This is a genomic window from Bradyrhizobium sp. Gha, from assembly GCF_900113735.1.
GTDB lineage: Bacteria > Pseudomonadota > Alphaproteobacteria > Rhizobiales > Xanthobacteraceae > Bradyrhizobium.
On record NZ_FOQM01000058.1, the window covers coordinates 22,162 to 37,974 of the forward strand.

The 15,813-nt window shown below is 59.7% G+C and carries 10 protein-coding genes; 6 read left to right on the top strand and 4 right to left on the bottom strand.

Annotated elements, in window-relative coordinates; all coding sequences use genetic code 11:
• Window positions 1-78 precede the first annotated feature (78 nt).
• Both BM222_RS37440 and BM222_RS43575 read right to left on the bottom strand, forming a co-directional pair.
• Window positions 79-795 (bottom strand): UTRA domain-containing protein, encoded by a 717-nt coding sequence (locus BM222_RS37440; protein WP_177243706.1) that lies wholly within the window; start codon window positions 793-795, stop codon window positions 79-81.
• A gap of 285 nt (window positions 796-1,080) precedes the next feature.
• Window positions 1,081-1,485, bottom strand: a complete 405-nt coding sequence (locus BM222_RS43575) for a winged helix-turn-helix domain-containing protein (protein ID WP_092239662.1) — start codon at window positions 1,483-1,485, stop codon at window positions 1,081-1,083.
• Between the two features lie 1,227 nt (window positions 1,486-2,712).
• Here BM222_RS43575 and BM222_RS37450 point away from each other — a divergent pair.
• The 5 genes from BM222_RS37450 to BM222_RS37480 all read left to right on the top strand — a co-directional run bounded on the left by BM222_RS37450 (window position 2,713) and on the right by BM222_RS37480 (window position 12,024).
• A complete protein-coding gene (locus BM222_RS37450; protein ID WP_092239663.1) occupies window positions 2,713-4,212 on the top strand; it encodes an alkaline phosphatase family protein in 1,500 nt (499 codons plus the stop codon).
• Window positions 4,213-5,287: 1,075 nt separating this feature from the next.
• Window positions 5,288-6,703: a Wadjet anti-phage system protein JetA family protein gene (locus BM222_RS41590; RefSeq protein ID WP_177243708.1), complete on the top strand. Its 1,416-nt coding sequence runs from the start codon at window positions 5,288-5,290 to the stop codon at window positions 6,701-6,703.
• Complete coding sequence (locus BM222_RS37470; protein ID WP_092239665.1) at window positions 6,693-7,334, top strand: DUF4194 domain-containing protein; 642 nt, start codon at window positions 6,693-6,695, stop codon at window positions 7,332-7,334. Before BM222_RS41590 ends, BM222_RS37470 begins: the two co-directional genes overlap by 11 nt.
• Window positions 7,331-10,831, top strand: coding sequence for an SbcC/MukB-like Walker B domain-containing protein (locus BM222_RS37475; RefSeq protein WP_092239666.1), 3,501 nt, complete (start codon window positions 7,331-7,333; stop codon window positions 10,829-10,831). The genes BM222_RS37470 and BM222_RS37475 overlap by 4 nt, the downstream gene beginning before the upstream one ends.
• On the top strand, window positions 10,828-12,024 hold the full coding sequence (locus BM222_RS37480; protein ID WP_092239667.1) for a Wadjet anti-phage system protein JetD domain-containing protein: 1,197 nt from the start codon (window positions 10,828-10,830) through the stop codon (window positions 12,022-12,024). Before BM222_RS37475 ends, BM222_RS37480 begins: the two co-directional genes overlap by 4 nt.
• Before the next feature lie 410 nt (window positions 12,025-12,434).
• Here BM222_RS37480 and BM222_RS42630 read toward each other — a convergent pair whose 3' ends face one another.
• Both BM222_RS42630 and BM222_RS42635 read right to left on the bottom strand, forming a co-directional pair.
• A complete protein-coding gene (locus BM222_RS42630) occupies window positions 12,435-12,626 on the bottom strand; it encodes a hypothetical protein (RefSeq protein WP_244547410.1) in 192 nt (63 codons plus the stop codon).
• A 54-nt stretch (window positions 12,627-12,680) separates the two neighbouring features.
• Window positions 12,681-13,004, bottom strand: a complete 324-nt coding sequence (locus BM222_RS42635) for a trehalose-6-phosphate synthase (RefSeq protein ID WP_244547411.1) — start codon at window positions 13,002-13,004, stop codon at window positions 12,681-12,683.
• 2,111 nt (window positions 13,005-15,115) lie between these two features.
• On the opposite strand from BM222_RS42635, the gene BM222_RS37500 reads away from it, so the two are divergent.
• Window positions 15,116-15,813 (top strand): aromatic ring-hydroxylating dioxygenase subunit alpha (locus tag BM222_RS37500; RefSeq protein WP_092239673.1); only part of this gene is annotated, 698 nt, incomplete at its 3' end.

The following is a 15,813-nucleotide window of genomic DNA, read 5'->3' on the forward strand; positions in this document are numbered from 1 at the left end:
TCTGTTACACTCTTGTTACATCTAAATGACGAAGACTGTTCCGTCGCTTGGGAGAAGCGGGCGCGTTGCTTGGCGCGATTACTTTTCGATGGAGAACTCGATGATGTCGTGGCGCCAGAATTCGTTGTCGACCTCGACCACACGTCCTGACCGCTCCACTTTGAGGCGGCGGATGAACAGTCCGGGGGCGCTCGGGGTCAGGCCTAGTGCGTGGGCTTGCCATTCGTTCAGCCGCGTCGGGCGAATGGTGATACGCCTCTGTTCGGTCTGAACGCCGTAGTGCTTGCGAAGGGTGTCGGTGAGCGGGGCCTCGTGAGAAATCTGGTCAAGGTCGGGAAAAACCTCTGCATCGAGGAAATACTCCTGAAGCGCGACCCTTCGATCATCAATCGAGCAAAGGGTGGTCATACGGAAGACGTCTAGATCCCCCCTATGCTCGAAGAAGCTTGCAAGCCGCGGTCCCGCCCTGACACGTCCTATTCCAATAAGCTCCCATCGCGGCATTCGCCCGTGGAGCTCGACAATCCGCGCGAAATTGATGTGATGGGTCGGATCGTAGGTGATCCGGGGAAAGGAAACGAACCATCCGCTCCGGTCCTTTCGGAACACTAGGCCTTCGCCTTCCAAATGCAGGAGGGCTTGCCGAATCGTTGTTCGTGCCGAGTCAAACTGCTCGCATAGAGTCCGCTCTGAAGGCAGTCGTTCCCCCGGGTGCCATCTGCCATGTTCGATTTGTTCAGCCAAAAATTCGCGAATTCTCAAATACTGCCGCTGATCGGTAACAGGCTCGAACATATGCTTATCAGAGGATCGCATGCCACAACAAACGCGGAACGCTTTTGTGGACCACTTCACACTGCCTTTTCTCTTCAGCAGCACCTACCGGCTTGCTGCATAGTCCATGGCAAAATCCAAGGTAGGAAACCCTGTTTCCGCCCGCCTAGCTCCCAGGGGACCTCATTGTAGGCCAAAACTGCGATGAAGATTGATCAAGCGAGCAGGATCGGAGGATTAAGCCTCACAAGTCCCGAGCTAACCCTCGCGGCGGAACCCTGTCAAGCTAGCGCGTTCTCAACGGAGTTAATCCTGAGCATCGAGCGAGTAACCTCGGGAGTGCACCGTCCGGATACAATTGGGTTGACCGTTTTTATTGAGTGCCTTGCGAAGGCGCCCGACATGGACGTCGACAGTCCTCGAAACGACGTGGAGGTGCTGGCCCCAAATGCTGGATAGGAGTTCGGCCCTCGAAAACACCTGCTGCGGGTGCTCAAGGAAATACTGGAGCAGCCGGAATTCCACCGGCCTCATCTTAATTGGTCTTCCGCTGCGACTCACGCGCTGTGTCCGAACATCCATAACGACGTCGAGGAACTCCAAGTGATCGCGCGAGCACGCTACACGTGCGGAATTCGATTGCTCGTCGCCGTCGCTAAGTTGCTTGCTAGCCTGATTTTTCGGCACTTCCATGAAAAGCCGCCCTTTCATTCAGCGGAGTTGGAGCCGGACGGCATTCGGCTGAATAGGAATCGCTCTCCGCTGAGCAGTCATTCACAGGCCGTCCAATTGAAACTGTGGTTGCTCCGAACTGCCTGAAGTGGCACAAACCCGTGGTCGTTGATCGTTTTGCGAAAGTTGCTCGTTTGCTCGATCGCTTAACCACGCGACGAATGCCGACTTATCCCAGACGGCAAACACGACTCCGGGAGAACACTAGCGGCCTTAGCCGAATGGGTCGGGTCGTCGGCCCACGCGCACGCGATGGACTAAGATCCAGGCACCTTTCTCCGCGCCAGTTCGTGCTATCAGCAATCGAGGTTCGCGCAGCCATTACCCTCCCTCCTTAGCGATTACGATTGGCAGTTGCTCGCCCTCAGTGATCCGACGTTGCGGATTCAGAGGACGCTGATGACCAGAGTTCCTGGCGCGACGAGTTGCCGACCATCCTTCAACAGGGCGCCGCTCAGAATGCGCAAAATCAAACCAGACAGAGCCTACTGTCGGCACTACCAACCTTGGTAGGCCTCGAGCGACGTCCGAAACTGCTGCGATGAAGAGAACCCTGCATTGCGAGCTTTGGTATTTGAATACGAACGACGGATCGATGGCGCAACAGTGGCGATCGCGTCGCCACCATCGAAGATGTTCGCTACATTCGGGAATTGGGTCTTGTTCGGCAGATAAGGGAGCGCACAGCTGGCGCTGTGTCTCATTCCGCACATGTTGTGATAGTCGCTTCAATGCGTTCAAACGCGTCGGACGAGCCGTAAAATCTGTCCGCCTTTTGTCTCGCGTCGTAAGTGTCGCGCGCCACGTATTTGGTACGATAGTTGCTGCGCTCATCTCACTTTCTCTACAAAAGCGAAAAGAGCGCACACGGCTTTGTCTAGCTGGCGAATTCGATTTCCCTCCGGCGCCCAACTTCTGAACGTCTCCGCCGAAACCTGCGAACAATCGAGGCAAAGAGTGCGTCATCAAGATAACCGGCCGCCTAGGTATTGTGTCCGGAAGCGGCCCTCGTATGTGATGATCGCGGCACGATCGCTCGTCCTGAGAGAAAAGTCCTCATGGAATCACGGAAAGGTTCACAGGGACACGCGAGAGTATCGGTGACCTGGTCTCAGCCAGCTTGTACCGATCCCTCACCGTGTCACAGCGCTTCAAGTGAGCAGCTGTGGGGACCCTTGGAACATCTAGCTAAGAGAGCATGCCCTTATGTCAGATCGATCAGGTCCAAACCGCGTTATCATCGTGCTATTTGGCGGGCTTCGGCCCGATCTGATAACGCGATCGCTGACGCCCAACCTGGATAGACTCAAGCGCCGCGGTGCTACGCTAGCGCGGCAGCGCACCATCTACCCCAGCGAGACCCGGGTTTCACTGACGAGCCTGATCACAGGCGCGACCCCGGATCGTCATGGCATTGTCGGTAACAGGTTTCTTGATCGCGTGGCAGCAGCGCCGCGCTTGATCGACACGGGCGACGACCGCCTGATTGAGGACCTCGATGCCTCGAGCGGCGGGCATTTGGTCGGCGCGCCGTCGCTAGGCGAGATTCTCGCGGCGAACGGCAAGACGTTTGCGGTTCTCGCCTCGAATTCAGCTGGAGCAACTCGCATGCTGAACCACAAGGCGCGACCGCTGAGCCAAGTAACGCTCTCGGGTCATTTCGCTCGCCTCGCCACGCCAGCGGCAATGCTCGAAAGGGTGGAGGCGCGGCTTGGGCCGACACCGGCGCCGACGCCTCACGGTACCCCGGATCTTGCCGCTCAAGCCTTTCTAACATCGGCATTGCTTGATGAGGTCTGGCCCCAAATTCAGCCCGATGTCACAATTCTCTCCTTCGGCGAGCCTCACACTTCGTCGCATTATTGTGGAATCGGCGCGACGCGGACTCTGGAGGTGATCGGCTTTCTCGACCGCCAATTTGGCCGCGTGCTTGAATGGTGGGAATCTGAAGGGGCGCCGAAAGGCGTGCATCTTATCGTAGCATCCGATCATGGCCATGTAACAGTGCACGCGCAGGCTGATCTCTTAGACACGTTGAACGCGACTGGGATGCGTTGTGCCCAAGTACCAGGACCGGGGATCGAGGCGGTCGTCATGTCAGGTCAGGTTGGCGCCATATACCTGTCGGAGCCATCCGACCGAGCCATCCGCCGCGCGGTTGCGGCAATGATGGAACGGCCTTGGTGCGGTCCGGTTTTTACGGCCGCTAAGAGCGGGGACGATGGGATCGCCCCAGGTAGCCTCGCCCGTCATCTGGTCTTCGCCGATCATCCCCGGTCGGCTGACATTTCGTTTTGTTTTCGGGGGGATGATGGTCTCGATTCCTTTGGCCTTCCCGGCCGCTGCTGGGGCCCGGATTCGCCGGTTGGGCTCGGTGTGCACGGCGGGCTGCACGCCAGGGAAATGTTGTCGCTCGGCATCCTAGCGGGCCCATTGATCAGAAGCGGCGTGGAATCGCACGTGCCTTCCGGTATCTGCGACTATGCGCCGACCGTGCTCAGCCTGCTTGGCATTGCGCGGCCGTCCATGATGACAGGCCGCGTGCTCGCGGAGGCCCTTATTTTCGGTGCAGACGATCCTCCAGCCATCGAGACGCTTCATAAAGCGGGAGCCGCTGGATACCGGCAGGAGCTGCGTCGCGTGCAGGTCGGCTCGACAATCTACGTCGATTCGGCGGATGCTTTAGCTTCGCCCGGTGTGTGGTAAGGCGCTCGGCAGGCCGGCGCCGTCCGCCTTTTCGATGAAGGATGAGACACTCGGTCGCCTTTCGTCACGACCCTGCTCGCGACAACCTGTTCACCGAGTCTATCATCGAAGCGATCAATAGGGGGCCTCGAAGCCCAGATACTCGAACCGATCATTTATGGCGCGAGCCCGCCATCCCTCATCGACCAAATCCGTAACAGGCGGACTAATTTCGAGCGGCTCGCTGCTGCGGATCACCCGGGCCGGCTCGCGACTAGCGCCCTGACTGCGACCTGTTCTTCAACGGGACTTTCGGGGCCTATTGAGGTAAGCTCTTTTCCAGTGCGGACAGAAGCACGCCAACTGCGCTAGCGCCCATCGCATCAGCATCGGTCAGACGCAGCAACACGATGTGCGGCCATTCTGGCCGTGGGCGACGGCAGAATGACTGCGGTCCGCTTCGGACATACAAGATTGTCATTTGGGACATAAAAGCGTGTTGAAAGAGGTTTTGAGACATAAAAGAGTGTATCGGATGGAGCCCATCAACCCACTCTGGTTGCGTTTGGTCAGCTAGCCCTGCGGCGCTGCCCCCTAAAGCGGGTCCGCCGGCCTTGGACTTCCGTCTTGTTCAGCCGGACCTCATCTGGCGAACACCGTCAGCATGCCGTATGGTTAACCAACTGCTTCGCACGGCGCGGAAAGGCCAGGGTGGGGAAGAAAAAGGCATCGAAGCGGGCATGCGCACGCCGATCGGAAAGCGTGTCACGGTCCTAATAATGATCGATTCCCAGATCGCCGCCGGCATGCGGCGGCCCTCGAAGAGAAGCGGGCCGCCTGGTCGGTTATGGAGGATGCCGCTCGGGAGTACCTCGAGTGACGCAAGGAAGGCGGCGAAGCCATAGCGTCATCGGCGTCTCGCAGCGACCTTTCTGCCGACGGTAGCCCCCTCGGCGTGAGGGCGCCCCGGCCTAGCTGACTACGACGCTCGATACAATAAGGCTAAGCGGCGACGCTAGAACGCCCTGAAAGTCCTCAGTTTTTTCTTGCGGTTGAGTCAATATGACGGTTCAATCAGCTAGGCTGAGGACCCGCTATGAAGCTGTTTGGCTATCTCCCAGAGACTCTCTTCCGCCCTCTCTCGGGCCCGAAAAAGCACGTCTACGCTCGTCTCCTGATGCGGCTCTACGAGCGCGTCTACTCTGCCCGCATCCTCGAGACCCCGCTTAGAGAAGAGGTCGTCAGGCAGATCGAGATCGGACTGTCGGAGTTCGGCATCGGGACAATGGGTGATCTTTCCGAGGGGGATACGGACGAAGACCAGACGACGAGCCAGGCCCACTATCTCGCCTACTACCGTTTACGCGACTCCGGTTGGCTCACCGAAGAGACCGAAAAGTGGCGGACCTACGTCGACATGAATCCGGACGCCTTCATGGTCCTGGGGGCGATTACCGATTTCGGCAGCAGTCGCATACGCGTCGCCGGCGCCGTGGTCGACGTCAAGAACAACCTGGAGGCCGCATTTCGTGAGCCGGAGACGATGGCCCAAGGCCTGGCCAACGCACACGACACGGCTCTGCGGTTCGCGCGCAGCATGCGCCGCATCCTCGCCGGCATGCGGGAGATTGAGGACCGCATTCTCGGCAATCCGAACGCGGCCGCCATCCTTCGCACGTTCTTCCAGGATTTCGTCGACGGGCTGCTGATCGCCGACTACAAGCAGCTCAAGACGTCCAACAATCCCTACCGTCATCGTCGCATGATCGCATCTCTCGCGGGCGACATGCTCGCGGACGCCGAGCGCCTCGGCAAGATCGCACGCGCCTACATCGAACAAGGTGTTATGGCGGCGGGCGCCACTATTGCCACGGCCGAGGAGCGCGTCATCGCGGAGCTCGAGAAGATCAAGAGCGTGTTCGAGGATGTCGGGCCGTTTATGGATAAGATCGAGGACTTCCGGGATCGGCTCGAACGCCGCATCCGCACCGCCGTGCACTACATGGATGTCATGGGAGAGGGATCCGCCGAGCGCATCGTCCGGTTGATCGAGCAGCTCTCGAAGATCGGCAACGACGAGGTCGAGATCCGGCTGAGATCGCCGGATGTCGGTCTGCCGGTCACGTCGCTCGCGTTGTACACGCCCCCGCCGCCTAAAGCTCCGCCCGAGCGGACGCGGTTCAAGGTGCCGAAGCAGGACCCCTATCTTCGCGCCTATGTACAAGCCACAACCGAGTTCGATCGGATGGTGCGGGTGACCGATCAGAGGCTGCTCGAGTTCGCTCGTCGGAAGATGCAAGATCGCGACGTCGTCTCATCTGCGGAGGTCGATATTGAAAGCATTGCCGATCTGTTCGCCTACCGGGCGTTCCCGAACCTGGCTGCCGTCGGTCGCTCCGTGCGACTGGGCGAGTTCACGGTCACGCTGGAAGAGGGGCGCACCTCGAACGACTGGATCGACGTGACCGCCTTCCGCATCGCGAGAACGAGGACCTCGGCCGATGCTGCGTGACCTTTCCAAAATCATCGACGACGCGGACTCCGAAGGCCATGACGGCGACCATCTCCAGAAAGAGTTGCGTCAGGCCGCCCAGGCGCTTTGGCGTGCGCAGTTCATCTATGAGAACGATTGGGGCATGAAGACTTCGTACGAAGTGCTGCGCCACTACGCGGGCTATTTCGAGAACCTGTTTGACGCGCTCGGATATCGGGTCGTCGGCAGGCCGAACGACGGATATGTCGGCCTGGTCGCGAACGAACTGCCTCCGCGCCAGAGCATGAAGCTCGACGAGAGCCTGCTGCTGCTGGTGCTGCGACTCCACTATGAGGAAGCGTTCACCCGGTACGAGGCGAAGGAATTCGGCGAGGTGGAGGTCGAGAGCGAGCACATCCTGCAGATCTACGAAGATCGGACCCATCGGGAGCGGCCCAACTTCGGGCGGGTGAAGGAAATCCTCGCCGGCTTCCGGCAGAGGGGACTGGTCAGGATCGAGGATCGGGACGACAGGAACTTCACCTTGTTCCTGCGACCTGCATTGCCGACCGTTGTCTCCAGAGACACACTTGGCTCGCTGGAGGAGTTCGTGTCGCGTTCCACCGCGGCGGCAGAAAAGCCCGACGTCACCAGCGAGGGGCAGACGTGATCGAACTCCGTCGCATCATTCTGGTCGACTGGTACCTGTTCCGCGCTCAGCAGGTCGATATGCGCGGCATGACCGCCATCATCGGACCGAACGGCGCGGGAAAATCGGCGATCATCGACGCTGTGCAGACCGTTCTGTCCGGCGCGAGTATGGCCAGCATCCGATTCAATCCGAGTGCCCAGAGCAACGTCAGGAGCAAGCGGACGCTGCGCGACTACTGTCTCGGCGTTGTCTCGCTCGACGAAAAGGGCGAGAGGTCGGAGCCAACGCGACAGCATGCCTACACTTACGTCATCCTTGTCTTTGAGGACATGACCGCCGGATCGGCCGTGAGCTTGGGCGTAGCCTTCGCGGCATCGGCATCGAGGAGCGACGAAACCTGCGAAGCGCGTTTCATCGTAAAGGGCGCCGTGGCCAAGGATGACGTCCTCGCCGCGCTCGACGAGGACGAGGTTGAGACGCTACAGTGGCACGCCGTGCGCACCGCGATGCGAGCCCGGAAAATCGACGTCGACGATGCATTTTCGAGCGCAACCGACTTCGTGGCGGAATCGCTCAGGGTCTTGTCACCGGCGGGCTTCCCGCTCGACCCGCGGCGTTTCCAGAGAGCGTTCAGGAACGCCCTGCTGCTGAAGCCGGTGGACAATCCGACGGAGTTCGTCCGGAATTACGTTCTCGATATCCAGCCAATCGAGGTCGACAGACTGCGCCGGGGGATCGAGCATTGGCGCTCGCTGACACACCGTATCGAGGAGTTGAAGGCGCAAAGCGCGAGCCTCGCCCTAGTTCTCCGCATCGTCAGTCGGGCTGTCGAAAACGAACGGGTCATCGCAACCACCAGCTGGCAGATTGCCCGCCTGGAATGGGAGAAATTCCGCCGCGAGGCCAGGCGGCAGGAAGAGGCACTCGCGCAGCTGCGGACCGCCGCGTGCAACGCGGAAGTCGAAGCGACCACGGCCGCGGCCCGACACGCCACGCTCGAGGCCGAGCACAAGAGCATTGAGCTGTCGATTAGGACCAGCGACGCCGAGCAGCTTGCTCAGATGTACGAGTCAGACAAGACCGCAACTCTGAGCAAGCGCGCCAACGCCATGGCACCACTGAAGGATCTCGAAAGCCTCATCGCTTCGATCAAGAAGGCGGTCGAGCTCAATCTGTTGGTTCGTCGCGACGACCTGCTGCATGCGCTGCTGAGCGCAGTTGTCATCGCCCGGAGTAGGGCGCCGCTTTCCGAGTGGGACAAGACGCTCCCGGAAGATTGGAAGGACAGCACCTCACATCTGGATGCGGCCCTTGTCGCAGTCGACCAGGAGCGTCTGGCGGCGGTCCGCAAGACGTTCTCGGACGTCCATTTCAACGCCCGCGTGGCGACAAGAGATCTGCAGGATCGTATCGATCAGATCGACAGCAATCTAAAGCGCATGGAACAGGGATTGAGCCCAATCGAGCGAGGCACCCGGGATCTGATTGACCAGCTTCGTTCGCACGGGATCGAAGCCGAACCTTTGTGCGATCTAGTGGAAATCCGCGAAGACAAGTGGCGGATGGCCGCCGAAGCCGTCTTGGGACGGTCGCGGGAGGCGCTCATCGTCGAACCCGGTCGGGCCGTCCGCGCCCTCGAAATCTACCGGGAGGGCGGAGAATTTTCGTTCCAGCACGCCGAAGTCATTAACACGACCAAAACCGAAAGCACCAGGCCGTCAGACAAAGGGTCGCTGGCACAGATCATCAGCACAGAAAACCGGCATGCGCGGGCCTTCCTGAACTATCGCCTTGGCCGGCTCATGATGGTGGAGACCATGGACAAGATGGTCGCCGCCGAGAACGCCATCACGCCGGACCGCATGATGCAGGGCGGTAGGACGGTCCGGCGACTTCCTAAACCCGAGCACCTTAAGCTCGGACGGTCTACGCAGGCCCAAATGCGTCAACAGCTTCAAGCCGAGCGGCAGGAGCTCGCGCTGCAGCTTGCCGAGCGGGCGCGCGAGGTTGGCCGGCTAGAAGAAGAGGCCCGGCTTTTCGAGGACATGTTCGCCCGCTTCCAGAAGATGCTCGAAGCTGGGCTGACATGCTTCGACTGCGGCGCAGACCTGGCCGCTTTCGACCGCAAGATCGCGGAGATCGAGAAGAACATCGAGGACGCGAAGCGTAATCGCGATCCCAAGCTCGTCGCCGACCTGAAGCGCCTCGCTACGGCAGCCGAGACGGCGGGCCGTAGAAAGTCAGAGACACAGAAGGCCCTTGATTATGCAAAGAGTGCTCGCGATAAAGCCGAAGGTGCCTACGATGACTACATGCAAAAGAACCGCGACTCCGCCCGTGTAGCTCGACGAGACCGCGCGCGTCAGTTGCGGCAGGATTTTCCGCAATCGACAACTATGCGTGACTATCGACAGGAAGTTGCCGCGCTGGCGACGGAGACCATTCCGAACCATATCGTGGGGATGATCGCGGACAGGGAGACACGTTCTACGACACGGCGCTCCAGCCTCATGCGCGAAATGACCAATGCGATGAACAAGCATGGTCAAGAATTCCATGTCGTGCCGTCCTTCACCGCCGAAGAGGCGACACCGGCGGCCGTCGAGAAATGGGCCGCGGCTGAAAAGGAGCGCCTCGACGCGCATGAACTGGTCCAATATGAGGAGCAGTGCCGCAACGCCGCGACCGAGATGACCTCGGCATTCCGCGATGATCTCCTACATCGCCTCGACGACGCCTTCACTGGAATCAAGTCGACTCTGAGCGAGCTCAATCGGCACCTCAAGGACCGTCAGTTCCACGGACGGGACTACTACTCCTTCAAGGCGCTTGAGGCCCCGACCCACGTCGATATGATCGAGCTCGTCGAAGAATCTAGGAAGCCAGAGTTCAACCTGCCTCTCTTCGGGGATCGTAGCGGCGACGCAGCCTCTCCCCTGATGCGGGCGGTGCGCCAGATTGAGGAAATATTGGCCAATCCGGAGGCACGGACGGAGGACATCGAGGATCCGCGCAAGTATTTCAACTTCGAGCTCTACATCCAGGATGCCGAGGGCAAGATCCGCTCATCGTTGACCAGCCGCGCCGGCACGGGCTCCGGCGGCGAGGGGCAACTGCCGTTCTACATCGCCATCGGCGCTTCTCTAGCCGCCACGTACCAGAACCGTCGCACCGGAGAAAGCGGGCTATCGCTCGCGATTTTCGACGAGGCCTTTAACCGGCTGGACACGAAGGCCATCGGTCAGTGCTCTGAGTTCATGCGGGATCTCGGGCTCCAGGTCATGCTGGCCACCCCGGACGAAAAGCGCCATGTGTTTATGGAGGTGGTCGACACGGTCGTGAACGTGAACCGACTGGGCAACCTGGTAGTGATCGACACCGAATTCCTGACGGAGAAAATGCGCGACGCTATCGTTGCGATCGATCCGTACCGGAAGGGCTTCGACGTGTTCAAGTCGGAGCTGATCGCGACCGAGCAGACTCAGGCTGCCCCGCAAGACCAGGCTGCGGAATGACCAACGTTAGGACAGCCGACGTCGGCACCGAATTCCTCGAACGCCTGCTCGAGAGAAGCGAACGGAACCCCGATCGGTCTCGCCCGGCTTCCGCGGCTCTGGAATACGACAGGCTCCCGACGGCACAGCAAGTCATCCGTTTCCACGACCAAATGGCGTCAGCGACAAGGTTCGGCGCTGTCGAGGTGCAATGGGGCAGAAGAGACCGGAGTCACCTGATCGAGCGGGTCCGCGTCCGCGACCCTGAGCTGCTTGCCAGGCATCTCGGTCGTCCTACTGCGCCGGCTACAGCGCAGCGCCTCAGGGACGAGTTGCTCCCGATCGCCGCGAACGGCGAGCCGTGGGTCGTCGGCTTGTTGGAAGAGATGACAGCTAAGTGGGCACGCAGCGAGGCAGCGTACCGCCTCACGGCCAGCCAGCCCGACACCGCTAAGGAGTTCTTCACGCTGTTGGCGTCCATCTCGCGGCAGGAGGCCAGAGGACTGGACGCGCGAACCTTCTCCCAAAAGGCGACGAAAGACACGAAGGCCTTCGATCGGCACGCTTCGCGGATTGCCGGCGTTCTCGCCGCCCGGATCGGGCAGCCGGGCGCAGCGCCGGATGTGGTTTGGGCGCACATCGGGCTGGAGCGCTTCGGTCACCCTGTCCACCTGAAAGGACCTCTTGCCGTGGAAGGGGCTTGTTGCCGCCTGATCGATGGCCGCGCAAAGCCTTTCGTATCCATTCATCCGGAAATGCTTCCGCAATTGTCGATCCTGGAAAGACCGACGGCGGTGCTGACGATCGAGAACTACGCAAGCTTCAATCGTCAGGTTCGTGAGATCGAGGATGACGGCCTAGTCGTTTACATCGGCGGCTTTCCCGGGGCAGGAGTGATCGAACTTCTGACCAACGTCCTGAATGCCCTTCCGGCCGATGTGCCGTTTCTTCATTGGGGCGATGTTGACGCCGGAGGCGTGCGCATTTTTAGGTATCTGGAGGAAAGTCTCCCCCGGGGACCACTGCCGCATCTAATGACGAAGGAATTGGCTGAGCAATCCGGCCACTCGACCTCTGCCGATCCGAGCCTGGCGTCCATCGCGACATCAGACAGTGCGATCCGTGGTCTTGCTGAGTGGCTGTGTTCCGGACCTGACGTGCATCACCTGGAGCAGGAGGCTCTCGATCCACTCTCTCCTGTTGCAGCCGGATAGCAGCCGTTTGCGCGGCGGCCGCGCCCCCCAGTCCGGGCGACCTCTTTTGAGGCCCTCACTGGCGCTCTGCACGCTGGAAGAGACCGAACAGCCCTCGACGATCGCAGGCTCGCCGTTCATGTCCATTGCGGACGCGACACGCCCGCATAAACCGCCTCAACGAGAAAGTCGCGGATTACTCTTTTCTTGTTAAGGGCCCGCCACCCGCCGTGTCATGGGTTTTGCGCGGGGGCGTCGAGCCATTGCCATTGCGTGAACCTGTCGGCGCCGGCAGATCCCAGAGTCTGTCCTGCATGTGCGTCAGCGGGACCGCTAAAGCCCTCAAAGGCCGACTTCACGTCTGCATAGACGGCCTCTTTCAAGGCGGCAGCCGCGGGATCGATCTCGTTGTAGGCGGTTACCGCCGCTGCCTAATCTTGATAGAGCGGCATTTGGGCCTCGTTGGTCCAGCCGAGACCGAGATGGTGGAACTGATCAACCGGAACGCTGATGCGGCTTTTATCCAGCTCCCGGAGGTAGTCCGCCGAGCAGTCGTGGATGGTATAGGATTCAATCTTATCCATCATCGACCGCCAGCGCCTGACACGCTCCTCCAGCGGCATGTTGGTCTCGATTTCGAAATAGCGTCTGCAATGTCTTCGGGATTGTTTGGGTCATCAGCAGCGCCCCGTTTTGCTTGAAATCTTCAGCCGCCCCGGCAAACTTCGATAGGAAAAGAACACCGGGATCCCTTGGGTCTTGGACCGCGACATATTCTTCGCCATGAGATTCATGCCATCGCGTAGCGGCGTGACGAGACCTACATTTGCGGCGCGGCAAAGAGGGGCGAGTGCAGCCTGGCTGAACGAGTCATTCGTGTAGTGGATCGCCTTCCACTCGTCCGTGCCATGCTCAGCATTGACTTGGCTGATCGCATTCTCCACCTCCTCCTTGTACTTCTGATATTCGTCAACGTCCGCACGAGAAGATGGCGCGATCAAAACGGTGGCCTATGATCGTTACGACCGGACGGGGCGTTTTCGTGTTGCTCAGTGATGAGAGCGTGCTCGGATGGAGCGCGTTCACCCGCTAGGCTGACGAGAGCGGCACGCAAAGATGTTCAGGACAGGTTTTGCTAAGCCAGACGGACGCGTGTGCCCATGGTAGAGCGCAAGCAAAACACGCTCGCGCAGCAGCGGTAGCACTATGATCCGCACTCCGCAGAACAAATGAAAACCACCGCCTCGTCTTATCCAGGCGTGTCCCTCATGGCGATCTGTCCAAGCGCTGTGAGTGCAATCGGAGTTGCGGTCCTTGCAAATGCGTCCGGTTTGTCATTGATTTGATGGCCAACTACCCGTTTTTACCGATCCACGAGGGCTGCGATGCCGTGCGCTATCTAATATAAAGCTAATTTAACAAGCTCCTCAGATTGCACGAGCTTCAGCTATCTAGTCCGATGCGACCTTGTTGTTGCAGCCGCGTTCACTTGATCTCGTACCGTGACGCTCTGCGCAAAATGGTGAGATCATGCTGGCCTAGATCAGCAAAATTCGTCTTTTTTGATTGGGTGCCGTCCGAGTGAATGCTGTTAGGTTGTCGCGGTTGGTACGGTCGTTGTCTTGCTCGAGACATCGGTTGTTTCAGGCGCAACAAATAGGGCGCCTGCGGCGAGAGGGAGCGGGAAGGCTGAGCCTCGCCACTCTATGAAAATGCTTCAATGCATGGCATGCCGGTTGCTTGAATCGGGGACGACACCACTTGTCTTCATGATGCTCATCCAGCACGCGACCCCAGTCTTGAAATGAACTGTTCCGAACTCATCAGGGGCCGGTCTCCTGATGCAACTCAGCGCGAAGTCAATCATCTTGAGATCGCGCGTTGCTTGGGCGACCATTCCGGGCCTCAAACAGAGTCGCGGCGAACGTCGGTCTCGATAATATGACACGCGGAAAGGTAGGACGTTATGCCTTGGAACAATCGTTTGCGTCACTTTTAAGCTGCGGCTCAAGCACTGGAAGCGGCGAGATGCCGAGCGGGAGCCTTGCAGCTAAGCCCCGTCCTTGCATCGGTGTTTGCAGATGGTGATGAGCTGATGCAGGACGATTGGGATCCTGAGAAAGTAGCTAGGGAAATGGACAAGCTCAAGGTCGAGCTGCTCCGTGCCCAATCGGTTGTCGCCGAATGTAAGGCAGGATTGGAGGAGTTGGAGCGGAGGCTTGAGCGTCGAGCAACCTCACCATCGCTTGATGAGTGCCGCGGTGACCCTGCGGCAACCGACCCAATGCGTAGAGCGCGATCGCCCGAATCGCGAAACGTCGATAATCCCATCGACGAGGAGAGTCCCGTGGCGTTTTCCAGTCGATTATGGGACCGTTAGAAACGCGACGCACGTTTACGGCGGCAGGTTTCGTACCGACAAACTGGGATGCATCGCTTTAAGATCCAGGCGTTCGAAATGGCGGCCTCCCGATATGCCGGGCATTTTGATGATTGTGGTGCGTTGGCCTGCGGATCGGCGCGGAGTAACGTCCACATAAGGGAGGCATGCTGTGTTTTGGAGCCTAGCGTCTGGCGGCTGTTGGCGCAGATGTCCTGAATGAATGTCAAGAGCTCTCCCTTTCGTTCAGGGCCAGCTCGGCTGTTTATACGTGTTCTAGGCGTCAAATTGCCGACCTTTCTGGGCGCGCGTCAACATCGTGAAGCTCCACAATAGCCTCGGCGCTAGGCCTGCGACGGCTCTCATCGTCGTGACTGCGAATAAAGGGCCAGATCCGGGAAATCGCATGACGATAACGCGAACTAGCTGACTATGTCCGCAAAATGTGGCGCGAAAGAAGCCGGAAAACAGCAGTCACTTAGCCCGTAGGAATGAGGCAGAGCATTGCCCGGGGCGAATGTGGGTCCCGGCTGTAACCTCGTCAGCTTCTCGAAAGCTTGTCCGACTACCCAATAATCAAACCGCCCCCCGGACGAGAGGTTGCCGTGGACTCGCACAATTTCGACTATCCAAATGCAGCGGCTCCGCCATTGGTATAGGGCGCTCCTTAGACGATCAGCAGCCGAAAGTGGCTGAACGTAGGTATCCCTAAGCCCTGGGAGAGCGCACCCGATGATAAAATCCTTCCCCATGAACGCCTGGTACGCTGCCGCGTGGGATGCCGAGGTGAAGCCGGCGCTGTTGCGGCGGACGATCTGCGGCAAGCATGTCGTGATGTATCGGAAGGCCGATGGCTCGGTGACTGCGCTGGAGGATGCCTGCTGGCACCGCCTGGTGCCGTTGTCGAAGGGCCGGCTCGAAGGCGACACCGTCGTCTGCGGCTATCACGGCCTGAAATACAATGCGCAAGGGCGCTGCACCTTCATGCCCTCGCAGGAGACCATCAATCCGTCGGCCTGCGTCCGCGCCTATCCCGTGGTCGAGCGTCACCGCTACATCTGGCTCTGGATGGGCGATCCTGCGTTGGCTGATCCCGCGCTGGTGCCCGACATGCACTGGAATCACGACCCAGCCTGGGCCGGCGACGGCAAGACCATCCGCGTGAACTGCGACTACCGTCTCGTGCTCGACAATCTCATGGACCTCACCCATGAGACCTTCGTGCACGGCTCCTCGATTGGAAACGACGCCGTGGCCGAAGCGCCGTTCGACGTCACCCATGGCGAGAAGACGGTCACCGTGACGCGCTGGATGCGCGGCATCGAGGCGCCGCCGTTCTGGGCCAAGCAGCTCGGCAAGCCTGGTCTGGTCGACCGCTGGCAGATCATCCGTTTCGAGGCGCCGTGTACCATCGCCATCGACGTCGGCGT

What these genes read in the sequence shown, in the direction of transcription:
- BM222_RS37440 (WP_177243706.1), bottom strand. Translation starts at nt 795, where the DNA reads ATGTTCGAGCCTGTTACCGATCAGCGGCAGTATTTGAGAATTCGCGAA.
- BM222_RS43575 (WP_092239662.1), bottom strand. Translation starts at nt 1,485, where the DNA reads ATGAAAGGGCGGCTTTTCATGGAAGTGCCGAAAAATCAGGCTAGCAAG.
- BM222_RS37450 (WP_092239663.1), top strand. Translation starts at nt 2,713, where the DNA reads ATGTCAGATCGATCAGGTCCAAACCGCGTTATCATCGTGCTATTTGGC.
- BM222_RS41590 (WP_177243708.1), top strand. Translation starts at nt 5,288, where the DNA reads ATGAAGCTGTTTGGCTATCTCCCAGAGACTCTCTTCCGCCCTCTCTCG.
- BM222_RS37470 (WP_092239665.1), top strand. Translation starts at nt 6,693, where the DNA reads ATGCTGCGTGACCTTTCCAAAATCATCGACGACGCGGACTCCGAAGGC.
- BM222_RS37480 (WP_092239667.1), top strand. Translation starts at nt 10,828, where the DNA reads ATGACCAACGTTAGGACAGCCGACGTCGGCACCGAATTCCTCGAACGC.
- BM222_RS42630 (WP_244547410.1), bottom strand. Translation starts at nt 12,626, where the DNA reads ATGCCGCTGGAGGAGCGTGTCAGGCGCTGGCGGTCGATGATGGATAAG.